Genomic DNA, 25,014 nt, shown 5'->3' on the forward strand with positions numbered 1-25,014 from the left:
AAGCATGGTTACGGATATGAACACGCCCCCGGTTACCCGTCTTTACCACGTTCCGCTGTCGCCCTATTGCCGCAAGGTGCGGCTGGTGCTGGCCGAAAAGAAGATCGAGGTCGAGCTGGTCGAGGACCGGTTCTGGGAATCGAATGCCGAACTGTATCGCCGCAACCCGGCGGGCAAGCTGCCGGTGCTGCGCCATGACGGGCGGCTGATGGGCGAAAGTCAGGCGATCTGTGAGTATCTGGACGAAACCGTCCCGGACCCGTCGCTGGTGCCCGCCAGCCCCGCCGACCGATACGAAATGCGCCGCCTGTGCGCGTGGTTCGACGACAAGTTCAACGCCGAGGTCACCCGCCCCATCATGTATGAACGGGTGTGGAAAAAGGTGATGAAGGCGGGCTATCCCGATGCGCAGATGGTCAAGTCGGGCCTGCGGGCGATCAAGTATCACATCGACTATCTGACATCGCTGCTGGAACAGCGCCGCTGGCTGGCCGGGTCCAGCCTGAGCCTTGCCGATTTCACCGCTGCGGCGCATTTTTCCTGTCTGGATTATATCTCGGACGTGGACTGGGACCGCAGCCATACGCTGCGCGACTGGTATGCGACGGTCAAGTCGCGCCCGGCTTTCCGCAGCCTGCTGGCCGATCAGGTGCCGGGGATTCCACCGGCGCGCCATTATGCCGTGCTTGACTTCTGACGCCGCGACGGCGGCCGGTCCGCAGGGTATTTGGGCAACGAAGAAAACCCTGCTGGCGGATCGCGCCAGATTCGAGGGCTTTGCCAAGATGGGCGTGACCACGCCCGGTTCAGTGCCCCAGATCGCCGCGCGGCTGGCGGATTATGTCGCCAGGGAACGGCATGGCCAGATGGCGTGGATGGCCGAGCGGATGCACTGGCGCGGCGATCCGTCGGCGCTGTGGCCGCAGGCGCGGGCGGTGATCATGCTGGCCGAGCCATACACCCCCCGCCATGACCCGCGCGCAGTGCTGGCCCATCCCGATCGCGGGGCAATCAGCGTTTACGCACAGGGGCGCGATTACCACGATCTGGTGAAAAAGCGGCTCAAGCGGCTGGGGCGGTGGTTTCTGGAAACCCAGGCGCCGGACGAAGAAATCAAGGTTTTCGTCGACACCGCGCCGGTGATGGAAAAGCCTTTGGCGCAGGCAGCGGGGCTGGGGTGGCAGGGCAAGCATACCAACCTGTTGGGGCGCGATCTGGGGTCGTGGTTCTTTCTGGGGTCGATCTTTACCACCGCGCCGCTTCCCCCCGACCACCCCGAGCCTGACCGCTGCGGGTCGTGCCGCGCCTGTCTGGATGCCTGCCCGACCGATGCCTTCCCGGCGCCGTTCCAGCTGGATGCGCGGCGCTGCATTTCCTATCTGACGATCGAGCATCACGGCCCGGTGCCGCTGGAATTGCGCGAACGTATGGGCAATCACATCTTTGGCTGCGACGATTGTCTGGCCGCCTGCCCGTGGAACAAATTCGCGCAGGCCGCGCATGAAATGCGGTATCTGGCCGATGACCCCACCGCGCCCTTGCTGGCGGAACTGGCGGCGCTGGATGACGCGGCTTTCCGGGCGCGCTTTGCCGGCACGCCGGTCAAGCGGCTGGGGCGGGACCGGTTCATCCGCAACGTGTTATATGCAATCGGCAACAGCGGCCTGACCGCACTGCGCCCCGTCGCGCTGGGGCTGACTGACGACCCCGACCCGACTGTGGCCGAGGCGGCGCAATGGGCGGCGGCGCGGCTGGCCTAGGCCGGGTCGTCAAAGCCGAACATGACGTAATCGCGCAGATAAGCCTCGCGCGCGGCTTTGATCAGTGACGGGTCGGACAGGAAGGCGGGAAAGACCTCGGGGGTGTAGCCCGCGGCCACATCGCCGGACAGGCCGGCACTTTCGGCCAGCCAGCCCAGATCGCGGGACAGCGCGCCTTCGCGCAGCACCATATCGGGGGACGAGAAGCGGCCAAAGCCGGAAATGATCTCGGACTGGCTGGCCCAGATTGGGTGGACGGGCAGCGTTGTCTGGCCGTGCAGGTTGCGTTTCAGAAAATCCAGAAAGGCCAGAAACAGCCCCGCATGGTCACCGTCGGTCAGCCTGAACAGCGCCGCATCGGGCGGCAACGGCACCCGGTGGACATCACGCAGGGTCTGGCGCAGATCGGCACCGCGCGGGGCGGCCAGCATCTGGCCATAGGCGGCCCAGGCCCGGCGCAGCGGGTGGCGCAGGACGGTAAAGCTGCGGTGGTTGGGGTGGTCGCGCTTCCACTGGCGCAGGCGGTTCTGGGTCAGCCCGCTATCGGTGTTGCCAAGCCCCTGCAACCAGCGCCGCACCGCCGCGTCGGGACCGCCGCGCACCGGCATGAACAGCAGGCCGGCGCCGGCCTCGGTCGTCAGGTAAGAGGGCACGGCAGGCCCGCGCGCGGGTTCGAAACCGGGAATACGGCCCAGATCGAACGGGTCCAGCTGGGACAGATCGGCGCACATCTGGTCGTAATTGGCGACCTTTTCCGCCATCTGGCGCGGGTTTTGCGGCACCTGATCGCTGGCCGGTTCGACCCGGTCCAGATCGGTGCGCCCCAGCCAGTGCAGCAGCCCGGTCATCACCCCGCCATCACGCAGATCGTCATAGGACAGCCAGAAGGCCGACTGGCCGCTGGTTTGCAGCCGGTGCTGGATGCGGGCCAGAAAGGCGGCGTTATCGTCCAGCGTCTGGCGAAATTCGGCGCCGTCATAGGTGATGGCCGCGGGTTTGGGGACCTCGGTCTCGTTCAGTTTCCACTGGTTGGTTTCCCATGCCAGCCGGGTCGAGACATAGCTGTCCAGCGGGTTGCGCGTCAGCACGATCTTGGCGCAGTCGCGGTCATCCATGATCGCATCGAACACCCGCGGGTCGTGGTCAAAGAAATAGCGGAACCCCGGCAAATGGTTGGGCTTGTCAAAGATCGCCGCCAACAGCCGCTGCGGGTCGGCATCGCGTTCGGCGCGGGTCACGCCCTTCAGTTCGTCCTTGTCGGGCCAGCCCATCATATAGGGGTTGAACGCCTCGCCAAAGCAGGTGACGCGGCGCACCGCGTTCAGCGTCGCCTCAAGCAGGTTCGACCCGGTGCGCATCCCCGCAAAGATGACAAAGCGCGAAAAACCCATCACATGCCCCGAAATTCATCTGTCATATCAAGCGGCAGATTACCCATGGTCCGGGGATAAAGGCCAGCATTGCGCAATTTCTGGACGAAACGTCCCAGCCCGTGCAGGTCGCGCATCGGCGGCAGGTCATGGGTGTAAAGCTGGCGATGCGGATCCAGCAGTTCCAGCATGGTATTGGTGTGTTCCAGCGGGTCTGACAGAAATTCCGCCAGCGTCCAGACCGTCAGCCGCGCCTTGACCCAGACGGAGCGCAGGATCTTGACCTGCGCGGCCTCGGCGCGTTCCAGCCGGGCGGCCATGCGGCGGATGTCGTCAAAGGGCATTCCCGACCCCATCAGCGGCACCATCCACGCCCCGGTGATCACCACCATCGTGGCGTTCGGGTCTGTGCAGGTGAACCAGTTCAGGTCCTGCATGTCACGCGGCGAATACTGGAACACCACGGTCCGGCTGCTGCTGCGGATCAGCGAGGTCAGAAACCCCTGCGGGTCCATATCGCGCAGCGCCGCCGAATTGGTCAGCGCACCGGGGCCAACACGGGTGCGGCCCAGAAATTCGACCCGGTCACGGGCCAGAATATGCCCATGCACGTCGTAATCGACCTGTTCCCACAGCCAGTCCTCGAACCCGTCAAACAAGTCAGAAAAGCCCTGTACGATGCCGTAACGGGCGCTGGTCTTGCCGTTTTCGCAATCCTTCCGGGGAAAGCGGCTTTGCATATACAGGCCCGGACGGCCAAGCTGGCGGCGGGTCACGGCCTGGTCGATCAGCGCGTCGATACGCAGCGGGTCGGGTTCGCGCAGCGGGTCCTGGCCGTCAGGCGTGGGGGCCGGAAATTCCAGATACAGCCCCACCGCCCTGGGCCAGATCTTGCGGGCGATGAAGCAGCCCGAATCACGCAGCATATCGGCGTGATCATCGTAAAACGTATAGGGCTTGCCCTGCATGTCGAATTTGGACACCGTCAGCGACCGGCTTTCGATATTGACCGAATGGCGGCGGGCCAGCGTCTGGAAATAGCTTTCATCCGCGATCCATGAATGGCGGAAGAAGCGGTCATGGGCGGCCCGGTCCGGGTCGTCCAGAATTGCGGATAAGGTGCGCCGCGTCAGGCACCACCATTGCGACCCGATATGGGGATAGATGCCGTCAGGCCGCCGCCGCCGCACCCGCAGCGCGCGTTGCAGGTCAACCAGCCGGTCGAATGACCGGCGATACTTGCGAAATGACAGCGGAAAGTAATAGCGGAAACGTTCCTTTCCCAGCCCGCCGATGATCCAGTCCGAGGCCTCGGTCGAAACGCTTTGAATGAAGTCGCGGTCGCGGTGCTTGTCCAGATAGGCGCACAGTTCCGGGACCGGGCGCAGCGGCAGGCATGACCCCGACACAAGGCAGACATGGGTCACATCGTCGAAATGGCCCAGCAGCGCGGTCGCGGCGTCCTGCGTGGCCTGCACCAGCGAAAACATCCCCCATTCACAGGAATGCCGGCGGGTAAAGATCAGGTCGGCACAGTCGGACAGATCCTGTTGCAGTTGGGCGGCCTCGGCCGGGGATACCTTGGCATCGACATGGATCGCCACCGCCGCGCCGCCGTCATGCCAGATCCGCGCCAGATGCGCGGCCAGCCCCAGCTGGTCATGGCACAGCAGGATGATACCCAGACGCACGGGGGCCGCTTGTGTCATGCCCAGTTCCCCATCGACATCAGCCCGACATCCTGAAAATCGCGCCAGTCCCCGACCTCGCGCGAGGTTTCGCACCACAGGTCCAGATCGGCATCCTTCAGGCCGCTGTGATAGGCGGTATATTCGCGGCTTTCGGCATAATGCTGGCGCCGGTCCAGTTCCTCGGCGGCCTTGTCGATAAAGGTCGACAGGAACTTGGTGTGCAGCAACAGCCCAGAAGCCTTTTCGCCCCCGGCCTCGTCATAGACCAGATTCAGCGAGCGTGGCAGCAGCATATGGGTCGAACTGACATAGGTATAGTTCCGCTGCCAGCGCACCAGCGGGATCTTGTTCAGCGCCGGCGCATTCTCGGGCTGGTCGGCAAAGAAGGCGCGGGCCCGCGGGCCGCCCTGAATCCACAGATTCCCCAGCCGGCCATTCTTGCGGATGGTGTAATTGGCGGGGTCATACCACCGCGCGATCTCGAACGGGTTCTGACCCTCGGCATAGGGCTGCTGGCCGATCGGGCCCTTGGGATAGACATCCAGCAGCATCGCCGGAAAGGACCGCGCGGCGGAATTGTCCAGCCAGTCGGTCAGCGCCCGCAGGGGGCGGCGGTCGCAATGCGGATAGATGAAAAATTCGTCGGGATCGACGGTCAGGCACCAATGCCCGCTGCCGTGGCGAAACAGCAGCCAGTTCAGCCAATCCATGCCGAACCGCGATTTTTTATAGCTGGCCTGCGTGAACCACAGCGACACATCGGGCTGCGCCGCCAGCCACCCGCCCGACCCGTCATCAGATCCGTTATCGACCACCAGAAAATGGTCGATGCCCATTTCGCGATAATAATCAAAGAAATAAGGCAGGCGGATACGTTCGTTGTGCAGGGTGACAAAGCATAAAAGCGCCCCCTTGCCGATCAGCCGGGTGCGGTCCTGGACCGACATCAGCGCCTGCCGGCGATTGATGGCACGCCCCAGCAGCCATTGCCGATGCGCCCGCAGTCGCAGCAGGTTGCGATCTCGCGCCAGCCAGCCCGCCATGGTCAGCCCCCATGCCCGGACCGCGCCTGCCTTTGCCGCGCGATGTGACGGCGCGCTGTGGCAAAGTGGTCAGACCATTGCGGCAACGGTATGATTTGCAATCTTTTCATCCCCTTTGCCGCGCAGTTTATCACCTCGTCTTCCCAAATGCACGACAGGTCTGCCGACAAATAAAGCGCATGATCGCCCAGAATTTCGCGCCCCGAGGGCAGCGGCGCGGCCAGCACAGGCACGCCGCGGGCCGCGGCCTCGGCCATGGGCAGGCCAAACCCCTCGGCATGGCTTGGCATCAGCAGGGCGTGGCACCCCTCAAGCAGGGCAGCGACGGCGCCATCACCAAGGCCCGACAGTTCCTGCACAGCCGAATCAGCGGGCAGCGCGTCCAGCCGGGCAAAGACATCGCGGTTCATCCAGCCCCGCCGCCCGACGATGAACAGGCGCGGCATCCGGTCGGCAGGCAGGCGCTGCGACAGGCCCTGCCAGACATCCAGCAACAGCGCGTGATTCTTGCGTGGCTCAATCGTGCCAAGGGTGACGAAATAGGGCCGCGACAGGTCCAGACCCGCAGGCAGGTCCTGCGGCGCCGGGGGGCACAGGCGAATGCCGATGGGGGCGGCATGAACCGGCGCTGCCTGCGGCAGGTCCAGCCGCCGCCGCGCCGCCAGCACGCAATCGCGGCTGTGGCCCGACACCGTCAGCACCAGATCCGCCCGGCGCATGGCGGTGACAAAGCGGTTCTGGAAATTGCGGCGCTGGTCGGGGCGGGTGAATTGCGGGTAATCCAGCGGGATGGTGTCGTGGATCAGCACCGCGCGCAGCAGCCCCGGCACCCGCCCCAGCCGCCGCCACAGCCAGTCGCGCAGATTGGCGTGGCCAAGGTTCAGATATACCCCGCCCCGCAAATGCCGTCGCAAAAACCGCAGCAGCCCCTGCCCGTCACGCCCGCCCCATGCAACCGCCTGTTGCCGCAGCAAACTGTCTGCGCGTCGGCGCGGGTCGTTACGCGTTGGGCCGCGTCGCCGCAACCGGGCCAGCAACGGTCCCAGAACAGGCCCCAGGACCGGCACAGGCACAGGCTCCAGCCCACGCAGATCGCCCGCCGCCCAACGCAGAATCTGTGACCCGGCGGACCCCGGCAACAGCAATTGCCGCCCGCCGCTGCGACACAGCAGCCACAGCCGCCCCGGCGCAACCGCAACCAGATGCGCCAGCCATTCGGCCTCAACCCGGTCAATGCCGGTCAGCGGGCCTTGCCCCAGACGCGACAGCAAGCGGCTGACATCCAGCAGGATCGGCCACGGCCAGTCGGCATCCGCTGTCGGAGCCGGGGCGACCGCCCCTGCCCGCGCCCCAGCCTCAGCCGGCATAACCGCCGGTCTGGTGCCAGCGCCAGGCGTCACCGATCATCTGTTTCAGGGTCGACCGCCGCGGCTGCCAGCCCAGATCGGCCATGGCGCGCGCACTGCCCGAGACCAGCCGCACGGCATCGCCGGGGCGGCGCGGGCCTTCGGTCAGGGGGACAGGGCGGTTGGTGCTGGCGCGGGCGGCCTCGATCACCTCGCGGACGGAAAAGCCGTCGCCGGTGCCAAGGCAGAACACATCCACCCCGCCATCCGCCGCGACCTTGCCGTCGCGCAGCCATTGCAGCCCCAGCAGATGCGCATCGACCAGGTCCATGACATGGACATAGTCGCGGATGCAGGTGCCATCCGGCGTCGGATAGTCGGTGCCGTGAATGGTCAGCGCCGGGCGCCGCCCCTCGACCGCGTCCAGAATCAGCGGGATCAGATGGGTTTCAGGCCGATGAAATTCCCCCACCTGCGCATCCGGGTCGGCCCCGGCGACATTGAAATAGCGGAAAATCACGCTGCGCAGACCGTCGCTGGCGGCGAAATCGGCCAGCATATCCTCGATCGCGCGCTTGCTGGCGCCATAGGCGTTCAGCGGCGTCTGCGGGGTGTGTTCGTCCAGCACCACCCCGTCATGGTCGCCATAGGTCGCGCAGGTCGAGGAAAACACGAAATCGCGCACCCCGGCGGCCAGCGTGGCCTCGATCAGCGACAGGCTGGCGCAGACATTGCCGCGCCAGTATTTGCCGGGCTGCGTCATTGCCTCGCCCACCTGGCTGAGGGCGGCGAAATGCATCACCGCAACCGGGCGGTGGCGCGCGAAGACCGCGTCCAGACGGTCGCGATCCATCAGGTCGCCCTGTTCAAAAGGGCCGAACTGAACCGCCTCGCGCCAGCCGGTGCACAGGTTGTCATAGGTGACCGGGACAAAGCCCTCGCCCGCCAGAACCTTGCAGGCATGGGACCCGATATAACCCGCGCCCCCGGTGACCAGAACCGCCTGCGCCATGGCTTATTGCGCCGCGTTGCGCATGGCCACGACCTGCGCCAGATAATCGGCGAATTCGTCGCGCAGATCGTCGCGGGCCAGACCATAGGCCACGGTCGCCTGCAAGAACCCCGCTTTCGAGCCGCAATCATAGCGCTGGCCACGGAACCGCAGGCCGAACACGTCGCGCCCGGCGGCAATGTCATCGGCAATCGCGTCGGTCAGCTGAATTTCGCCACCCGACCCCTGACGCAGCTTGTTGAGGTTCTGCATCACCGTCGGCGCCAGAATATAGCGCCCGATCACCGCCAGATTGGACGGCGCGGTCCCCGGCGCGGGTTTTTCGACCATGCCCTTGGCGCGGACGATGGCGCCCATATCCTCGGCCACGTCCAGCACGCCATAGGCGCTGGCTTTTTCGGGGGCGACCTCCATCGTGGCGACCATGCTGCCGCCGGTGTCCTGATGCGCCTCGATCATCTGTTGCAGACAGGGCGGTTCGCCCATGATCACGTCATCGGTCAGGATCACGGCAAAGGATTCGTCCTGGTTGATCAGGCGGCGCGCACACCACACGGCGTGACCCAGCCCCAGCGCCTTGTGCTGGCGGATATAGGCGATGGCCCCCGATTCCATATTGGTCTGGCGCAGGACATCCAGCAGGTCGTCCTTGCCCTGCTGGCGCAGATTGGCCTCCAGCTCGTGGGCGTGGTCGAAATAATCCTCGAGCGCGCCTTTCCCGCGCGAGGTGACGAAGATGAATTCCTTGATCCCTGCGGCGCGGGCCTCGTCGATCGCGTATTGGATCAGCGGGCGGTCGACCAGTGTCATGATCTCTTTCGGGATGCTTTTGGTGGCCGGCAGGAAACGCGTTCCCAGACCGGCAACCGGGAAAATCGCTTTGGTGACTTTGCGCTGCATGGATGCAAACCTTTCACTTACAAACGGCTTTGCGGCTGGGGCCGCATATATACCGACCCGGCCAAGAGGCAAATACTTATTCAGTTTTTGGTGTAAACTTCGTGAATCGCGTGTGGCTGTGCCAGCGCTGTGGCCGGCAGGTCGCTGATGCCGTTTTCCCCTCTCAATTGCACCGCCTCGGCGGCAATCAGGGCGTGAAACGTTGCGGCGCGGCGAAAAGTTGCAGCCGCGTCCCGCGCCGTCGCGCCCCAAAGGCCGCCCTGACGTTCCCACCAGCCGCCGGGCGTCAGGCGCTGGCGATGCGGCACCACCGAAGGGCTGAGCAGAATCACGCTGACGCGGATGCCCTGCGCCACCAGCGCCGCCGCCTGCCGCCGCAGCGCCGGGGCCTGCCACAGCCAGCCTTGCAGCACGGTATGGCCGCGGAACCGCCCCCGCAGGGGCCGAAAGCCGGGGGGCGGACCGAAGGCCCGGTCCGGGGCGGTCAGCGGCACCGCGCGCCCCGCCACCAGCCCGGCCTGAAGCGACCGCATCGCCCCGGCAACGGCGCATGGCCCCAGCCGCCCGGCCAGCATCTCACGCAGCAGGCGTCGGCGCTGTGCCGCCATGACCCAGCCGTCACTGCCGCGATGTTTGCGCGCCAGAATCGCATGGGACCGCCCGATCACGGCCAGATCCGGCGCCCCCCGCACAACAGGTCGCCCGGTGCCGGGGGCAAGCCCGTGGATCACCTGTGCCATCGGCACCACCGCCGTCAGCGCCTGCGCAAACCGGGTGGCCATGCGCAAATTCACGTCGGTTTCGTCCAGATGAAAGCGGAAATCCGGGTCAAAACCGCCAATCGCCACCAGCGCCGCGCGGCGGAAGGCGCAATTGGTGCCAATCGTGCTGACCGGCAGCGGATTGGCGCTGTGCAGTTGCGGGGCATCGCCAGTCACGGACAGCGGGCGCGGCTGGCCATCGGGACCAATTCGTTCGGCCCGGACCTGCCAGCAGATGCCGTCCGGCCCGCGTGTGAACCCCGCCGCCGACAGCACCCCTGGCCCCGCCAGCGCCGCCGCCAGCCGCGACAGCCATGTCGGTTCGGCCACGGCGTCATCGTCGATAAAGGCCACCACCCGCCCCGCCGCGCGCGACAGGCCGATATTACGGGCGCGGGAAATATTGGCGATGTCAAAGACGATCCGTCGCAGCGGCAGGTCCGGGCGGATCAGCACCGATGCGGGATCTGCAACCAGAATCACCTCGAAATCGGGGTGGTCCTGTTGGGCCAGCGATTCAAGACACAGGGCCAGATGGCCGGGCCGGTGCCGCGACACCACCACCACCGAGGCGCGCGGCACCGTGGCTTGACCCAAGGGCGCAGCCGTAGCCGTGGCCGTGGCCGTGACGCACGGCGCGGGCGGCACCGTCAGTCCAGCCCCATCGCGGCCATCATCTGTTCCAGCCGTGCCACGTCACCGGGGTTGTTCAGTTCCCAGAACTGGCGGCCACGGGCCTGCACCTCGACGCACAGGACCCGGCGGCCGCGTTCGATAAAGCGCAGCTGTTCCAGACCTTCCAGCCTTTCCAGCACCCCCTCGCCCCAGCCGGGATAGGCGGCCAGCGCCGCGGGCCGATAGGCATAGACGCCGACATGGTGAAACACCGGGCTGGGGGCGTCTGGCGCGATGTCATGACCCACAAACGGGATCACCTCTTTCGAGAAATACAGCCCCTGATGGTCATGGCCGAACACCGCCGTGGTGCCGCCCACACGCCCCGCCGCCCGGTCGGCCAGCAGGTCGGCGCGCATCGCCCCGGTGCAGCGCAGCACCGGCGTGGCGATATCTGCATCGGGGTCGGCGCGCAGCCCGGCGATCAGGTCCTCGACGAACCAGGCAGGCGTCAGCGGCGCATCGCCTTGCAGGTTCACCACGATCTGCGGCGTCAGGGACAGGTTGGCGATGGCCTCGGCCACGCGCTCGGTTCCGTTGCGGGCCTCGGGGCTGGTCATCGCGACCTCGGCGCCAAAGCCGCGCGCGTGATCCGCGATACGGTCGTCATCGGTGGCGACAATCACCCGGTCGATGCCCTGAACCGCCATCGCCGCATCCCAGCTGCGCCGGATCAGGCTGCGCGATTGCCCGGTTGCGCCGCGCAGTTCCACCAGCGGCTTGCCCGGATATCGGGTCGAGGCATAGCGGGCGGGAATGACGATCACACAGCCCATGATCACGCCTGCTGCAACAAAACGCCGGGGGCATAGGCGATGAAGAACGGGTTTTCAAAGCCCGGCTTGCCATAGGTCAGCGCGCTGTGATCGTCAAAGCGCACGACCTCGCCGCCGGCGCCGCGCAGCACGGCATCGCCCGCCGCCGTGTCCCATTCCATCGTGCGGCCAAGCCGGGGGTAAAGGTCGGCCTCGCCAGTGGCGACCAGACAGAATTTCAGCGACGACCCGGCGCTGGTCATGTCGCGCACCCCGTATTTGCCGATATAATCGTCAGTGGCCTGATCGCGGTGCGATTTCGAGGCCACCACCATCAGCGCCCGGTTGTCGGGCATGGCGTTCACGCCGATCGGCGCGGCCTCGCCGGGCTGGTCGGTGAAGGGGGCTTTTTCCTCGACCGAGCGGCCATCGGCGGTGGTATAAAACAGCCGCCCGCGCGCCGGGGCATAGACCACGCCGCGCATCGGCACCCCGTCCTGAACATAGGCGATATTGACCGTGAAATCGCCGCGACGATTGACGAATTCCTTGGTGCCATCCAGCGGATCGACGATCAGGAAGGTGCTGACCTGCTGGCCGTGACTGTCGGCCTGTTCCTCGGTCACAAGGGGAATGTCGGGAAACGCGGCGCGCAGACCGGCGGCGATCAGCGCATCGGCGGCCTCGTCAGCGGCGGTGACGGGGGAATCATCCGATTTCGACCGCACTTCGAAATCGTCGCGGCCATAGATTTCCATGATCTTTTCACCGGCTTGCAGGGCCAGACGGCGCATCTCGGCGGTCAATCGGTCGAAATCCATCGCATTTTCCTTATTCCATCGGGCAAAAGCCGGATATTATGCGGCCCAGGACCGGGGTCGTAGATTGATTGTTAACCTGTCTCTCTTATGATCGCGCAGGCCGCAAACGGCAAGCGACCTCTGGTCCGGGGAACCGGGCCGCAGCCACAAGGATGACCGCATGTTCGGCGGACGATCAAACAAGACGCTGATCGGCGCGACCTTCACGACACTGGCGCTGATCCATGTCGTGACCGTGCATAACCTGCGCAAGGCCAACCGCAGCCCGATCTGGGGCCTGCTGCAAAGCATGATGCAGGCCGCGATGATGATCCTGTTCTTTGTCGGCATGTACAGCTTTATGAAACAGCGGTCTTCGCCCATTCGCGGCGATTTCCTGATGTTTCTGATGTCAGGCGTAGCGCTGTTCATGATTCACGTCCAGACAGTGGGCGCCATGAATGCCGGCAGTTCGCTTAGCGCAATGAACAAGCACGACCCGATCAACCCTTTCATCATGATCTGCGCCAGCGCCCTGTCGGCGCTTTACACGCAGACCCTCAGCATTGCGGTCATGCTGTTTCTGTATGACACCCTGATTGGCGAGGTAAAGATCGACCAGCCGGTCCCGGCCATGGGCATGTTCATGCTGGCCTGGTTCAGCGGCATCTGCGTTGGCATGGTGTTCATGGCGGCCAAGCCATGGTGGCCCAAGGGGGTCAATGTCATCTCGATGGTGTATCGGCGCGGCAGCATGATCGCCTCGGGCAAGATGTTCGCGGCCAATTCGCTGCCGGCGATGGTGCTGCCGATGTTCAGCTGGCACCCGCTGTTTCACATCATCGACCAGAACCGGGGCTATGTGTTCATCAATTATAACCCGCATAATTCCAACCTGACCTATCCGGTCGCGCTGTCGCTGTCGCTGCTGGCCATCGGCCTGATGGCCGAATTCGTCACCCGGCGCAGCGAATCGCTAAGCTGGACGGCAGGGAAATAAGCATGATCATGGCAGGCCATCACCGCCTTGAAGGGGGCAACACCCCCACTTATATAGCTGCCGAAGCCGGTTCGGGTCGGGCGATGCCCCGCGCGGACCATCAACCAAGGGATCGGGCTGTGGGGGCCTGAACGGACCCGCCGCCCATTATATCGCCGCAAGAAAGGTTATACGCACCATGTCGAAAGTCATTGGTATCGACCTCGGGACCACCAACAGCTGCGTCGCCATCATGGATGGCAGCCAGCCCAAGGTGATCGAGAATTCGGAAGGCGCGCGCACGACGCCCTCGATCGTCGGGTTCACCGACAGCGAACGTCTGGTTGGCCAGCCCGCCAAGCGTCAGGCCGTGACCAACCCGACCAACACCGTCTTTGCCGTCAAGCGCCTGATCGGGCGGCGCACCGACGACCCCGCCGTGGAAAAAGACCGCAAGCTGGTGCCCTATTCCATCGTGGATGGCGGCAATGGCGACGCCTGGGTCGAGGTCCGGGGCGAGAAATATTCCCCCGCGCAGGTCAGCGCGATGATTCTGGGCAAGATGAAGGAAACCGCCGAAAGCTATCTCGGCGAAGAGGTGACGCAGGCCGTCATCACCGTCCCCGCCTATTTCAACGACGCACAGCGTCAGGCCACCAAGGATGCCGGCAAGATCGCCGGTCTGGACGTGCTGCGCATCATCAACGAGCCGACGGCGGCCGCGCTGGCCTATGGTCTGGACAAGAAGGAATCGAAAACCATCGCGGTCTATGACCTTGGCGGCGGCACCTTCGACATCACCATTCTGGAAATCGACGACGGCCTGTTCGAGGTGAAATCGACCAACGGGGACACGTTCCTTGGTGGTGAAGATTTCGACATGAAGATCGTCAACTATCTGGCGGACGAGTTCAAGAAAGAGCACGGCGTCGACCTGACCAAGGACAAGATGGCCCTTCAGCGCCTGAAAGAGGCGGCGGAAAAGGCCAAGATCGAGCTTTCCAGCTCGTCCCAGACCGAGATCAACCAGCCCTTCATCAGCATGGACAAGGACAGCGGCACGCCCCTGCACATGGTCGTCAAGCTGACCCGCGCCAAGCTGGAATCGCTGGTGGGCGAACTGATCAAGCGCACCATGAAACCGGTGCAAGAGGCCCTGAAAGATGCCGGCCTGTCCAAGTCCGACATTGACGAGGTCGTTCTGGTCGGCGGCATGACCCGGATGCCGAAAGTCGTGTCCGAAGTGACCGAATTCTTCGGCAAGGAACCCCACAAGGGCGTGAACCCTGACGAGGTTGTGGCGCTGGGTGCGGCCATTCAGGCCGGCGTGCTGCAAGGCGACGTCAAGGATGTCGTGCTGCTGGACGTGACCCCGCTGTCGCTGGGGATTGAAACCCTTGGCGGCGTGTTCACCCGCCTGATCGACCGCAACACCACCATCCCGACCAAGAAATCGCAGATCTTCTCGACCGCCGAGGATAACCAGAACGCCGTCACGATCCGCGTCTTCCAAGGCGAGCGCGAGATGGCCGCCGACAACAAGCTGCTGGGTCAGTTCAACCTCGAGGACATCCCCCCCGCACCGCGCGGGATGCCCCAGATCGAGGTGACGTTCGACATCGACGCCAACGGCATCGTGTCGGTCAGCGCCAAGGACAAGGGCACCGGCAAAGAACAGAACATCACCATTCAGGCCTCGGGCGGTTTGTCTGATGAGGATATCGAACGGATGGTGAAGGACGCCGAAGCCAATGCCGAGGCCGACAAAGGCCGCCGCGAACTGGTCGAGGCCCGCAATCAGGCCGAAAGCCTGATCCACACCACCCGCAAATCGCTGGAAGAGCATGGCGACAAGGTGGACGAATCGACCGTCGAGGCGATCGAACTGGCGATCGGCGCGCTGGAAGACACGCTGAAAGGCGAAGATGCCGGCAAGATCAAGGGCGGCATCCAGAACCTGATGGACGCGTCGATGAAACTGGGCGAGGCGATCTATAAGGCGCAACAGGATGGTGGCGATGCCGATGCCGCCCCCGACCACGACGCCCCGCGCGGATCGGATGACGATATCGTCGATGCCGATTTCGAGGATCTTGGCGAAGACAAGCGCAAATAAGCGCCCCACATCACCGGGCCGGTCCGCGCTGTCGTGGACCGGCCTTTTCTGTGGCGGGACCGCCCGCCAAAAGGGAACCAGATGTCAAAGCGTGACTATTATCAGATCCTGGGGGTGACGCGGGGGGCCTCGGCCGACGAAATCAAGAAAGCCTATCGCGGCAAGGCCAAGGAACTGCACCCCGACCGCAACAAGGACAACCCCGCCGCCGAGGCCGCCTTCAAAGAGGCGAACGAGGCCTATGAAGTCCTGAAAGACCCGCAAAAGAAAGCCGCTTACGACCGCTTCGGCCATGCCGCATTCGAGGGCGGCATGGGGGGCTTTGGCGGCGGTCGCGGCGGGCATCCCGGCGGCGATTTCGGATCGGCCTTTGCCGATGTGTTCGAGGACCTGTTCGGCGATTTCATGGGCCAGCGCGGTGGCAGCGGCCCGCGCTCGCGCGCTGCGCGCGGCCAGGACCTGCGCTATAACCTGCGGGTGTCGCTGGAAGACGCCTTTACCGGCATTCAGAAAACCATCACCGTCCCCGGCTCGGTGGCCTGCGAGGCCTGCAACGGTACCGGCGCCGAAGGCGCGGTCGAACCGACCACCTGTCCGACCTGTGGCGGGATGGGTAAAGTTCGGGCGCAACAGGGCTTTTTCACGGTCGAACGCACCTGCCCGACCTGTAATGGCGCCGGGCAGATCGTCAAGAACCCCTGCAAGGTCTGCGGCGGTCAGGGCCGGGTCGAGAAAGAGCGCTCTCTTTCCGTCAACATCCCCGCCGGCGTCGAAACCGGCACCCGCATCCGCCTTGCCGGCGAGGGCGAGGCCGGGATGCGCGGCGGTCCCCCCGGTGATCTGTATATCTTTATCGAGGTGCCGCAGCATCCGATCTTTATCCGCGATGGCCGGACTCTGGCTTGTCAGGTGCCGGTCGACATGGTCAAAGCCGCTCTTGGCGGCGAGGTCGAGGTGCCCACCATCGACGGCGGCCGGTCACGCGTGAAAATTCCCGCAGGCAGCCAGTCAGGCCGACAGATGCGCCTGCGCGGCAAGGGGATGCCCCCGCTGCGCCACGGCAATGCCCGCCACGCCGAAAATGGCGATATGCTGATCGAACTGCTGGTCGAAACCCCGGTGAACCTGACCAGCCGCCAAAAGGAATTGCTGCGCGAATTCAACCAGATAGAGGCTAATAACAGCCCGCAAAGCAGCGGTTTCTTCGACAAGGTCAAGCATTTCTGGGAAGGCATGACCGGCTGACACGGGCCGATTTTTTGCAGCCGCGTTAACGGTTTATTCAGGGGTCATGGGGCAGGATTGCCCTATGACACATGCGAATCACGCCTTCTCGGACATCTCGCTGCCCCTGTTTTCCGGGGGCGGCCCCGTCCTGCCCCCATCTTGTGACGAGGTTCCGTCCGATTCGGGCGGTCCGGTGCGGGTCGGCGCGCGCAAGCCGCCCTCGTATCTGGCCGATCACCGCAGCCGGTTGCGGGACCGTTTCATGCAGGGTGGCGCGGCTGCCATGCCCGACTATGAATTGCTGGAACTGGTGCTGTTTCGCGCGGTGCCACGACAGGATATGAAGCCGCTGGCCCGCCACCTGATCGAGGTTTTTGGCGACTTCAACCGGGTGCTTTCGGCCAGCCCCACCCGGCTGATGGCTGTTCCGGGCGTCGGCCCCGCCGTAATTACCGAGCTTAAAATCATCGCCGCCGCCGCGCAGCGCATGGCGCGGTCCAAGGTGATCAACCGCCCGGTTCTGTCGGGTTGGGACGCCTTGCTGGACTATTGCCACACCGCCATGGCCCATGCCGAGGTCGAGCAATTCCGGGTGCTGTTTCTGGACCGCAAGAATGTGCTGATCGCAGATGAAGAACAGGCCCGCGGCACCGTTGACCATGTGCCGGTATATCCGCGCGAAATCATCCGCCGCGCGCTGGAGCTGAATGCCAGCGCGCTGATTCTGGTCCACAACCACCCGTCGGGCGACCCCAGCCCCTCGCAACCGGATATCGAGATGACCGCCGCGATCGACCGTGCCGCACGGGTTATGGGGCTGGTCCTGCATGACCATCTTGTTCTGGGAAAGGAGGCCGAGACCAGTTTCCGCGCCCAAGGCCTGTTATAGATCGCGCATCGCGTCCCGAATGCCACGCTGCGGCTTTTTGCGCCAGCAGGTTGCACGGTGAATGCTGGACTGACAGGATTTTGATCGCTAGAACCGCACTGGCGAGGGCTGCGGGGTTTGCGGCCCGATCTGTCGTATGGCCTGCCCGTCAGGCCCGAATTGGAGAATGACCCGTGTCCCACGCAGAAGAACACGCAGGCACCCGGAGGGACTTCCTCTACTATGCCACGGCCGGGGCTGGTGCGGTGGCCGCCGGGGCCGCCGGCTGGACCCTGATCAACCAGATGAACCCGTCCGCCGATGTCCAGGCGCTGTCGTCGATCCATGTCGACATCAGCGGCGTTGAAACCGGCACCCAACTGACCGTCAAGTGGTTGGGCAAGCCCGTTTTCATCCGCCGCCGCACCGAGGCCGAGATCAACGCCGCCCGCGAGGTTCCGCTGTCGGATCTGGTCGACACCCATTCCGAGAACCCCAACAAGCCCGATACCGATGCGGCTGACCAGAACCGCTCGCTGGACGAAGCCGGCGAATGGCTGGTAATGATCGGCGTGTGCACCCATCTGGGCTGCGTGCCGATCGGTGACGGTGCCGGCGATTTCGGTGGCTGGTTCTGCCCCTGCCACGGTTCGCACTATGATACTGCTGGCCGCATTCGCAAAGGTCCGGCGCCGCAGAACCTTCACATCCCGGTCGCCGAATTCGTCGACGATAGCACCATCAAACTGGGTTGAGGAGGCGCGCAATGTCCGGTATCCCGCACGATCATTACGAACCCAAAACCCGGTTCGAACGCTGGCTTGACCGCCGCCTGCCGATTGTCGGCCTTGTCTATGACACGCTGATGATCCCGACCCCGAAAAACCTGAACTGGTGGTGGATCTGGGGCATCGTTCTGGCTTTCTGCCTTGTTCTGCAAATCGCCACCGGCATCGTGCTGGTGATGCACTATACCCCGCATGTCGATCTGGCCTTCGCCAGCGTCGAACACATCATGCGCGACGTGAACGGCGGCTATATGCTGCGCTATCTGCACGCCAACGGCGCCTCGCTGTTCTTCCTTGCCGTTTACATCCACATCTTCCGCGGCCTGTATTACGGCAGCTACAAGGCCCCGCGTGAAATCACGTGGATCGTCGGGATGCTGATTTATCTGTGCATGATGGGCACGGCCTTCATGGGCTATGTGTTGCCCTGGGGGCAGATGTCCTTCTGGGGCGCGACCGTGATCACCGGCCTGTTCGGCGCCATCCCCGGCATCGGCGAGCCGATCCAGACCTGGCTGCTTGGCGGGCCGGCGGTTGATAACGCGACGCTTAACCGCTTCTTCTCGCTGCATTATCTTCTGCCCTTCGTTATTGCCGCGCTGGTCGTGGTCCATATCTGGGCCTTCCACACCACCGGCAACAATAACCCCACCGGGATCGAGGTGCGCCGCAGCTCGAAAGAAGAGGCAGAGGCCGACACCCTGCCCTTCTGGCCCTATTTCGTCATCAAGGACCTGTTCGCGCTGGCCGTGATTCTGGTCGTCTTCTTTGCCGTCGTCGGCTTCATGCCCAACTATCTGGGCCACCCCGACAACTATATCGAGGCCAACCCGCTCTCGACCCCCGCGCATATCGTGCCGGAATGGTATTTCCTGCCCTTCTATGCCATCCTGCGCGCCTTCACCGCCGATGTCTGGGCCGTGATTCTGGTCAACAAGCTGACTTTCGGCATTATCGACGCCAAGTTCTTTGGTGTGCTGGCAATGTTCGGTGCCATTCTGGTCATGGCGCTGGTGCCGTGGCTGGATACGTCGCGCATCCGCTCGGGCCGGTTCCGTCCCCAGTTCAAATGGTGGTTCTGGCTGCTGGCCATCGACTTTGTCGTCCTGATGTGGGTTGGCGCGATGCCTGCGGAAGGGATCTATCCCTATATCGCCCTGGCTGGTGCCGCCTATTGGTTCGCCTATTTCCTCATCATTCTGCCGCTGCTTGGGATCATCGAAAAACCTGAACCCATGCCGCAAACCATCGAGGAAGACTTTAACGCGCATTACGGCCCCAAAGCCGTTGACGCCGAGTAAGGAGACGCACCAATGACCCTGAGGATCAAGACGCTCACGGCCGTTGCCGCGCTGACGCTCGGCGCTGCGGGGGCCTATGCGCAAACCAGCCAGCCCACGGACGATCAGGTGATCGTCCCGGCTGCACCGGTCGCCACGACCGATACCGCTGTCAGCGTGGAATCCGCGACCGAAGCCCGCGATCAGGCGGGTGAGGCCCCGGAAACCGAACAGCCCGCGGCAGAGGTTCCGACCGAGGCCGCGCCGGCTGAAACCGCGCCGGCACAAGAGGCCGTGACCACCGAGCCTGAAGCCGCCCCCGAGGCAGCACCTGCGCAAGAGCCTGCGCAAGCAGCAGAACCCGAAGCGACCGAACCCGCAAGCGCCCCCGAGGCCGACGCGGAACCGGTCGCCGAGGAAACCCCCGCTGCGGAGCCGGCAGCGGAACCCGCAGCGGAGGAGCCCGCGGCCGAAACCGACGCTGCTGCCATGGCCGAGCCGGAAGCCGCGCATGAAGAAGCGGCAGCCGAGGAACATGCGGCGGCCTCGCACGAGTCGCATGTCGAAGACGTGTCCTTCAGCTTCGAAGGGCCTTTTGGCACCTATGACCAGTTCCAGCTTCAGCGCGGCCTGCAAGTCTATACCGAGGTGTGCAGCGCTTGCCACGGCATGAAGCAGGTGTCGATCCGCACCCTTGGCGACAAGGGCGGGCCGGAACTGCCGGCTGATCAGGTGCGCGCTTATGCAGCACAGTTCGACATTACCGACCGCGAAACCGGCGAGGACCGTCCGCGCATTCCGACCGACAAATTCCCGACCGTGACCGGTGAGGGGATGGGGCCGGACCTGTCGCTGATGGCCAAGGCCCGCGCCGCCTTCCACGGGCCCCAGGGCACCGGTGTGAACCAATTCTTCCGCGGCATTGGCGGGCCGGAATATATTCACGCCATTCTGACCGGCTATACCGGCGAAACCAAGGAAGAGGCCGGGTCGACCTTCTATGAAAACACCGCCTTCCCCGGCGGCTGGATTCAGATGCCGCCCCCGCTGTCGGACGATCTGGTCACCTATGAGGACGGGACCGCAGCGACGCTGGACCAGGAATCCATGGACATTGCGGCCTTCCTGATGTGGGCGGCGGAACCGAAAATGATGGATCGCAAACAGGTTGGCTTTGCCAGCGTTCTGTTCCTGATCCTGCTGTCGGCGCTGCTGTATCTGACCAACAAGCGCCTGTGGTGGCCGATCAAGCACCGCCACGACTGATCGCGGTCACGACGACCACAAAACGCGCCCTTTGGGGCGCGTTTTTTATGCGCACCGGTTTGAAACGGGCGCATTTGGCGGGGCGGAAATCACACCACATGATGTGCCGGAAATTTCGCGGGCCCTCGCGCAAGCATAGCCTGAGGGCTGAGGGCTGAGGGCTGAGGGCTGAGGGCTGAGGGCTGAGGGCTGAGAAAGCCCATCCTGTTTGGCTGTCCGCTTCAACAGATCAGACGCGCCGCACCACCAAGCCGCGCCATGATTGGCCGCCATATCGACCTGCCTTGCCGCGACAGGTCACAGGCATGACTTTGCCGCCGGTCAGCAGATGAACCCGCCAGCACCTGCCCATGATCGACCGCCTGCCACCGATGGCGGGCGCGGCGCCGTCATGATGGCTGGACCGGACCGGGCCTTGATGATTTCGAACGGGTCGGACAACCTCTCGGCCCTGTCGGTCTGGACGCAAGGTCATCAACGATACGCAGGCTGAACCGCACCATTTGACCCTTGATGCCGGTTGCCGCACCCAAGCAGGCCCCGGCATCGCGGCCATTTACGGCTCTGCGCACGACCCATGTTGCAAAGGCTGTTATCGGGGGCACGCAAACGGCCATGGCAACGCAGTTTCTGAAAGTCTTTTCAACCTGCTAAAGCATAAGCAGATCAGACCACAGACATACCGAACACCCCAAGACGCCGGTCAGAATATGCGCGACGACATTGAGATAGTCTGCAACCCGAAGCGCAGGCACGCCCGGAACGGAATACTGTCCTCTGCCGGGTTCAGGAAAGTGCAGAAGCTGAGGCCGGAAAAGGCCTCCAGGGAGCGAAGGGACAGTCACAAAAACCCCATGCCGCATGGCATGGGGTGGGCTTGGAACGGCAGACAGTGCCCGGCTTACCGCGCAAAGCGGTCAGTCATAGCTGCGCTGATCCTCGATCACCTTGCCATCATTGGGCAGGCTGCCGGGCGCGACCAGTTCGATCCGGCCTTTCAGTTTCAGCGCCTCAAGGACCGAACCCTGATACAGTGCCCGGTCAGTGCCGGTGGTTTCCAGCTGCACCAGCATGGCGTCCATTTCGCCGTCGCGCTGTGCGATGACGCGGGCGCGGGTGACCTCGGGGTGGCGGGCGACCAGCGCCGCAACCTGTTCCGGGCGCACGAACATGCCCTTGATCTTGGTGGTCTGATCGGCGCGGCCCATCCACCCCTTGATGCGCATATTGGTCCGGCCACAAGGGCTGGTGCCCGGCAGCACCGCCGACAGATCGCCCGTCGCAAAGCGGATCAGCGGGTAATCGGGGTTCAGCGAGGTCACCACGACCTCGCCCACCTCGCCATCGGCCACGGGGTCGCCGGTGCCGGGGCGGACGATCTCGACGATGACGCCTTCGTCGACGATCATCCCCTCCATCGCCTCGGATTCATAGGCGATATTGCCCAGATCGGCGGTGGCATAGCATTGCCGCGTGGTGATGCCGCGATCCGCGTATTCCTGCCGCAGCGACGGGAACAGCGCCCCGCCCCCCACCGCCGCGCGGGTGATCGACAGGCGTTCGCCCATCTCGTCGGCGCGGTCCAGAATGACCTTCAGATAATCGGGCGTGCCGGCATAGACAGTGCTGCCGATATCCGCCGCAGCGCGGACCTGAAGCTCGGTCTGGCCGGTGCCGGCGGGCAGCACGGCGGCATCGACCGCGCGGGCGCCGGATTCGAACATCATCCCCGCAGGCGTCAGGTGATAGCCGAAACAGTTCTGAACGATATCGCCCCGGCCCACGCCACAGGCGAACAGGAACCGCCCCAGCCGCCACCAGTCGCCCTCGCGACGGCCCGGCTCATAGATGGGTCCGGGGCTTTGGAAAATATGGTCGAATTCGCTGGCCTTGCGGGTGGCGAAACCGCCAAAGGGCGGGTGCTTTTTCTGCGCCTCGGACAGTTCGGATTTGCGGATCACCGGCAGCGCCGCCAGCGCCGCGCGCGATGTCACCGCCTCGGCATCGACATCGCGCAGCAGCCGCGCCAGTGCCGGGGCGGTCCTGGCCCGGCCGATCGCCACCGGCAGCGCCGCCGCCAGCGCATCGGCGCGCTGATCGGCAGAGCGGGTTTCCATCTCGTCGTAATAGGCCATCGGATTACCTTGCAAAAAGTGACAATCGGGCGGTGCGGCGTCAGGCCAGCCAGCGCTTGCGGCGGCGATAGGACCGCACGTCGCGGAAGGATTTGCGGCCTTCGTCCGACATCCCCAGATAGAATTCCTTGACGTCCGGGTTCTCGCGCAGATCGCGCGCGGTGCCGTCCATCACCACCCGGCCATTTTCCAGAATATAGCCGTAATGGGCGTAACGCAGCGCGACATTGGTGTTCTGTTCGGCCAGCAGGAAGGTGGTGCCTTCGCCCTCGTTCACGGCCTTGACGATCTCGAAGATCTGTTCGACCAGCTGCGGGGCCAGACCCATGCTGGGTTCGTCCAGCAGAATGGTTTCGGGGCGGCTCATCAGGGCGCGGCCCATCGCGACCATCTGCTGTTCCCCGCCCGAGGTATAGCCCGCCTGACTTTTGCGGCGCTCTTTCAGGCGCGGAAAATATGTATACACCATTTCAAGGTCGCGCCTGACCTCGGCCCCGCCATCGCGGCGGGTATAGGCGCCGGTCAGCAGGTTTTCCTCGACCGTGAGGTGTTCGAAACAGTGGCGCCCCTCCATCACCTGAATGACGCCTTTCTTGACCAGCGTGGCGGGGTCCATGTCCTGCACCCGTTCGCCGCGATAGTTGATATTGCCCTTGGTGACCTCGCCACGTTCGGAATGCAGCAGGTTCGAGATCGCCTTCAGCGTGGTGGTCTTGCCCGCGCCGTTGCCGCCCAGCAGCGCCGTGATCCCGCCCTTGGGCACCGACAGCGACACGCCCTTCAGCACCAGAATGACGTGATTATAGATCACCTCGATATTGTTGACTTCCAACAGCGTTTCACTGTCCGGGATTTGGCTGTCCAGCATGTCTTGGCCCTTTCGCGGTGGCCCCCGGCGGCGCGAACCGCCGGGGGAAGGGGATTAGTTGCACGCGCGCGGGGTGATCCCGGCTTCCTTGGCATAGGCTTCGCTGTCCTCGGTGATCAGCGGGCCAAGCACCTCCTGGTCCGGCTCGGTGAATTCGGTGACCATGTTCCATTTCTTGGCCGCCGCATCCCATTGCTGAACGCGGGTCATGCCGGAACCGCCGTGGTTGTCGCAGGTCATCTTCACCTCGGGGCCGAAATCAGGCAGGCCCAGTTCGGCCAGACGCTCGGGGGTGATGTCCAGCGCCTCGAACCCGTCGCGCAACTGCTGAGGCGTGATCTTCGAGGTGCCCGCCAGTTCCTGCGCCTTGCGGATCGCCTCCGAGATGACCAGCGCCGCGTGCAGGCCCCGCGAATACAGGACCGAGCCGACATATTGCCCGCCCTGCGAGGCCTTGCCGGTATCAAGGACGTATTTCTTCATGTCCTCATACATCGGGTAATCCATGCCCGCGCCGTGGAAGGTAAGGGCCTTGTAACCATTGGCCTTGTCGCCCACCGGGGTCACGTCGACCTCGGATCCCGACCACCAGATGCCGATGAACTTGTCCATCGGAAAGCGCACATTGGCGGCTTCCTGAATGGCGGCCTGGTTCATCACGCCCCAGCCATACAGGATGACGTAATCGGGCTTGTCGCGGCGGATCTGCAACCACTGCGATTTCTGTTCCTGACCCGGCGCATCGACCGGGATCTCGGTCAGGGCAAAGCCGTGCTTTTTCGACAGCTCTTGCAGAGTGCGGATCGGCTCTTTGCCATAGGCGCTGTTGTGATAGACAAGCGCGATTTTCTTGCCGTTCAGGTCGCCGCCGTTTTCGTCCAGCAGGTGCTTGACCGCCACCGACGCCCCGTCCCAATAGTTGGCCGGCGCGTTGAACACCCATTCAAACACCTTGCCATCCTTGGCCGAGGTGCGGCCATAGCCCGGCGTATACAGCGGGATCTTGTCCGCGCCGATCTTGGGGATCAGCTGATAGGTGATGCCGGTCGACAGCGGGTTGTAAACCAGCGCGCCGCTGCCCTTGGTCGATTCATAGCACTCGACACCTTTTTCGGTGTTATAGGCGGTCTCGCATTCCGGCACCTGAATTTTTTCGCCACCGATGCCGCCATCGCGTTCGTTCAGCAGCGTGAACCAATCGTTAAAGCCGTCGGCATATTGGGTGCCGTTGGCGGCATAAGGCCCGGTGCGATAGCTGAGGTTCGGCACCACCAGATCGGCCATGGCGGGGGCAGCAGCCATCAGGCCAGCGGCCACAAGGGCGGTAAAGGACAGTTTCGTTTTCATGCGTGTCTCCTCCCAGGACGTTGCAAT

The 25,014-nt window shown here is 64.1% G+C and carries 21 protein-coding genes; 9 read left to right on the plus strand and 12 right to left on the minus strand.

All coding sequences use genetic code 11. The features are described from left to right. Positions 1 to 16 precede the first annotated feature (16 nt). Positions 17 to 697 (plus strand): FtsZ-binding protein FzlA, encoded by a 681-nt coding sequence (fzlA, locus tag ACFXP9_RS05620; protein WP_397206589.1) that lies wholly within the window; start codon positions 17 to 19, stop codon positions 695 to 697. Next, positions 678 to 1,760, plus strand: coding sequence for a tRNA epoxyqueuosine(34) reductase QueG (gene queG, locus ACFXP9_RS05625; protein WP_397206591.1), 1,083 nt, complete (start codon positions 678 to 680; stop codon positions 1,758 to 1,760). The genes fzlA and queG overlap by 20 nt, the downstream gene beginning before the upstream one ends. Here the strand turns inward: queG and ACFXP9_RS05630 are convergent. From ACFXP9_RS05630 to cysQ, 9 genes are all read right to left on the minus strand, one after another. Beyond that, the gene (locus ACFXP9_RS05630; protein ID WP_397210037.1) at positions 1,757 to 3,151 is read right to left on the minus strand and encodes a hypothetical protein; all 1,395 of its coding nucleotides are present in this window, start codon (positions 3,149 to 3,151) and stop codon (positions 1,757 to 1,759) included. The two genes, queG and ACFXP9_RS05630, sit on opposite strands and share 4 nt — an antisense overlap. Beyond that, entirely contained in the window at positions 3,151 to 4,839 is a 1,689-nt protein-coding gene (locus tag ACFXP9_RS05635) for a DUF5927 domain-containing protein (protein WP_397210039.1), read from the minus strand. Before ACFXP9_RS05635 ends, ACFXP9_RS05630 begins: the two co-directional genes overlap by 1 nt. Then, a complete protein-coding gene (locus ACFXP9_RS05640) occupies positions 4,836 to 5,864 on the minus strand; it encodes a glycosyltransferase family 2 protein (RefSeq protein ID WP_397210041.1) in 1,029 nt (342 codons plus the stop codon). The genes ACFXP9_RS05635 and ACFXP9_RS05640 overlap by 4 nt, the downstream gene beginning before the upstream one ends. Positions 5,865 to 5,866: 2 nt before the next feature. Further along, positions 5,867 to 7,231: a glycosyltransferase family 4 protein gene (locus tag ACFXP9_RS05645; protein WP_397206599.1), complete on the minus strand. Its 1,365-nt coding sequence runs from the start codon at positions 7,229 to 7,231 to the stop codon at positions 5,867 to 5,869. Beyond that, complete coding sequence (gene galE / locus ACFXP9_RS05650) at positions 7,221 to 8,222, minus strand: UDP-glucose 4-epimerase GalE (protein WP_397206601.1); 1,002 nt, start codon at positions 8,220 to 8,222, stop codon at positions 7,221 to 7,223. Before galE ends, ACFXP9_RS05645 begins: the two co-directional genes overlap by 11 nt. A gap of 3 nt (positions 8,223 to 8,225) precedes the next feature. Beyond that, the gene (locus tag ACFXP9_RS05655) at positions 8,226 to 9,122 is read right to left on the minus strand and encodes a UTP--glucose-1-phosphate uridylyltransferase (RefSeq protein WP_397206603.1); all 897 of its coding nucleotides are present in this window, start codon (positions 9,120 to 9,122) and stop codon (positions 8,226 to 8,228) included. 80 nt (positions 9,123 to 9,202) lie between these two features. Next, the gene (locus ACFXP9_RS05660) at positions 9,203 to 10,480 is read right to left on the minus strand and encodes a glycosyltransferase family 2 protein (protein WP_397206605.1); all 1,278 of its coding nucleotides are present in this window, start codon (positions 10,478 to 10,480) and stop codon (positions 9,203 to 9,205) included. 53 nt (positions 10,481 to 10,533) lie between these two features. Next, complete coding sequence (locus ACFXP9_RS05665; RefSeq protein ID WP_397206607.1) at positions 10,534 to 11,334, minus strand: 3-deoxy-manno-octulosonate cytidylyltransferase; 801 nt, start codon at positions 11,332 to 11,334, stop codon at positions 10,534 to 10,536. 2 nt (positions 11,335 to 11,336) lie between these two features. Continuing rightward, positions 11,337 to 12,134: a 3'(2'),5'-bisphosphate nucleotidase CysQ gene (gene cysQ, locus ACFXP9_RS05670; RefSeq protein ID WP_397206609.1), complete on the minus strand. Its 798-nt coding sequence runs from the start codon at positions 12,132 to 12,134 to the stop codon at positions 11,337 to 11,339. A gap of 160 nt (positions 12,135 to 12,294) precedes the next feature. Between cysQ and ACFXP9_RS05675 the strand changes: the two genes are divergently transcribed. The 7 genes from ACFXP9_RS05675 (at position 12,295) to ACFXP9_RS05705 (ending at position 20,637) form a co-directional block, all read left to right on the plus strand. Continuing rightward, positions 12,295 to 13,113: an ABC transporter permease gene (locus ACFXP9_RS05675; protein WP_397206611.1), complete on the plus strand. Its 819-nt coding sequence runs from the start codon at positions 12,295 to 12,297 to the stop codon at positions 13,111 to 13,113. Positions 13,114 to 13,291: 178 nt separating this feature from the next. Then, positions 13,292 to 15,208 (plus strand): molecular chaperone DnaK, encoded by a 1,917-nt coding sequence (dnaK, locus tag ACFXP9_RS05680; RefSeq protein ID WP_397206613.1) that lies wholly within the window; start codon positions 13,292 to 13,294, stop codon positions 15,206 to 15,208. A gap of 81 nt (positions 15,209 to 15,289) precedes the next feature. After that, positions 15,290 to 16,453 (plus strand): molecular chaperone DnaJ, encoded by a 1,164-nt coding sequence (gene dnaJ, locus ACFXP9_RS05685; RefSeq protein ID WP_397206615.1) that lies wholly within the window; start codon positions 15,290 to 15,292, stop codon positions 16,451 to 16,453. Positions 16,454 to 16,517: 64 nt separating this feature from the next. After that, on the plus strand, positions 16,518 to 17,324 hold the full coding sequence (gene radC, locus ACFXP9_RS05690; RefSeq protein ID WP_397206617.1) for a RadC family protein: 807 nt from the start codon (positions 16,518 to 16,520) through the stop codon (positions 17,322 to 17,324). Positions 17,325 to 17,497: 173 nt separating this feature from the next. Beyond that, on the plus strand, positions 17,498 to 18,058 hold the full coding sequence (gene petA, locus ACFXP9_RS05695; protein WP_397206619.1) for a ubiquinol-cytochrome c reductase iron-sulfur subunit: 561 nt from the start codon (positions 17,498 to 17,500) through the stop codon (positions 18,056 to 18,058). Between the two features lie 11 nt (positions 18,059 to 18,069). Next, positions 18,070 to 19,392, plus strand: coding sequence for a cytochrome b (petB, locus tag ACFXP9_RS05700; RefSeq protein WP_397206621.1), 1,323 nt, complete (start codon positions 18,070 to 18,072; stop codon positions 19,390 to 19,392). 12 nt (positions 19,393 to 19,404) lie between these two features. After that, the gene (locus ACFXP9_RS05705) at positions 19,405 to 20,637 is read left to right on the plus strand and encodes a cytochrome c1 (protein WP_397206623.1); all 1,233 of its coding nucleotides are present in this window, start codon (positions 19,405 to 19,407) and stop codon (positions 20,635 to 20,637) included. Positions 20,638 to 21,554: 917 nt separating this feature from the next. Here ACFXP9_RS05705 and ACFXP9_RS05710 read toward each other — a convergent pair. From ACFXP9_RS05710 to ACFXP9_RS05720, 3 genes are read right to left on the minus strand one after another with little or no spacing between them, the layout of a single operon-like run. Beyond that, complete coding sequence (locus tag ACFXP9_RS05710; protein WP_397208939.1) at positions 21,555 to 22,772, minus strand: phenylacetate--CoA ligase family protein; 1,218 nt, start codon at positions 22,770 to 22,772, stop codon at positions 21,555 to 21,557. Positions 22,773 to 22,812: 40 nt separating this feature from the next. Beyond that, positions 22,813 to 23,640: an ABC transporter ATP-binding protein gene (locus ACFXP9_RS05715; protein WP_397208940.1), complete on the minus strand. Its 828-nt coding sequence runs from the start codon at positions 23,638 to 23,640 to the stop codon at positions 22,813 to 22,815. A gap of 54 nt (positions 23,641 to 23,694) precedes the next feature. Continuing rightward, complete coding sequence (locus ACFXP9_RS05720; RefSeq protein WP_397208941.1) at positions 23,695 to 24,987, minus strand: ABC transporter substrate-binding protein; 1,293 nt, start codon at positions 24,985 to 24,987, stop codon at positions 23,695 to 23,697. Positions 24,988 to 25,014: the final 27 nt, after the last annotated feature.

This window comes from Paracoccus jiaweipingae, from assembly GCF_044335505.1.
Taxonomy (GTDB): Bacteria; Pseudomonadota; Alphaproteobacteria; order Rhodobacterales; family Rhodobacteraceae; genus Paracoccus.

Excerpts from the sequence above, each read along its gene's own strand:
- ACFXP9_RS05715 (WP_397208940.1), bottom strand. The coding sequence starts at position 23,640 with ATGCTGGACAGCCAAATCCCGGACAGTGAAACGCTGTTGGAAGTCAAC.
- queG (WP_397206591.1), top strand. The coding sequence starts at position 678 with ATGCCGTGCTTGACTTCTGACGCCGCGACGGCGGCCGGTCCGCAGGGT.
- fzlA (WP_397206589.1), top strand. The coding sequence starts at position 17 with ATGAACACGCCCCCGGTTACCCGTCTTTACCACGTTCCGCTGTCGCCC.
- ACFXP9_RS05705 (WP_397206623.1), top strand. The coding sequence starts at position 19,405 with ATGACCCTGAGGATCAAGACGCTCACGGCCGTTGCCGCGCTGACGCTC.
- petB (WP_397206621.1), top strand. The coding sequence starts at position 18,070 with ATGTCCGGTATCCCGCACGATCATTACGAACCCAAAACCCGGTTCGAA.
- ACFXP9_RS05640 (WP_397210041.1), bottom strand. The coding sequence starts at position 5,864 with ATGGCGGGCTGGCTGGCGCGAGATCGCAACCTGCTGCGACTGCGGGCG.
- ACFXP9_RS05630 (WP_397210037.1), bottom strand. The coding sequence starts at position 3,151 with ATGGGTTTTTCGCGCTTTGTCATCTTTGCGGGGATGCGCACCGGGTCG.
- ACFXP9_RS05665 (WP_397206607.1), bottom strand. The coding sequence starts at position 11,334 with ATGGGCTGTGTGATCGTCATTCCCGCCCGCTATGCCTCGACCCGATAT.
- ACFXP9_RS05655 (WP_397206603.1), bottom strand. The coding sequence starts at position 9,122 with ATGCAGCGCAAAGTCACCAAAGCGATTTTCCCGGTTGCCGGTCTGGGA.
- galE (WP_397206601.1), bottom strand. The coding sequence starts at position 8,222 with ATGGCGCAGGCGGTTCTGGTCACCGGGGGCGCGGGTTATATCGGGTCC.
- dnaK (WP_397206613.1), top strand. The coding sequence starts at position 13,292 with ATGTCGAAAGTCATTGGTATCGACCTCGGGACCACCAACAGCTGCGTC.
- radC (WP_397206617.1), top strand. The coding sequence starts at position 16,518 with ATGACACATGCGAATCACGCCTTCTCGGACATCTCGCTGCCCCTGTTT.
- cysQ (WP_397206609.1), bottom strand. The coding sequence starts at position 12,134 with ATGGATTTCGACCGATTGACCGCCGAGATGCGCCGTCTGGCCCTGCAA.
- ACFXP9_RS05635 (WP_397210039.1), bottom strand. The coding sequence starts at position 4,839 with ATGACACAAGCGGCCCCCGTGCGTCTGGGTATCATCCTGCTGTGCCAT.
- ACFXP9_RS05710 (WP_397208939.1), bottom strand. The coding sequence starts at position 22,772 with ATGGCCTATTACGACGAGATGGAAACCCGCTCTGCCGATCAGCGCGCC.
- ACFXP9_RS05645 (WP_397206599.1), bottom strand. The coding sequence starts at position 7,231 with ATGCCGGCTGAGGCTGGGGCGCGGGCAGGGGCGGTCGCCCCGGCTCCG.
- ACFXP9_RS05720 (WP_397208941.1), bottom strand. The coding sequence starts at position 24,987 with ATGAAAACGAAACTGTCCTTTACCGCCCTTGTGGCCGCTGGCCTGATG.
- ACFXP9_RS05675 (WP_397206611.1), top strand. The coding sequence starts at position 12,295 with ATGTTCGGCGGACGATCAAACAAGACGCTGATCGGCGCGACCTTCACG.
- dnaJ (WP_397206615.1), top strand. The coding sequence starts at position 15,290 with ATGTCAAAGCGTGACTATTATCAGATCCTGGGGGTGACGCGGGGGGCC.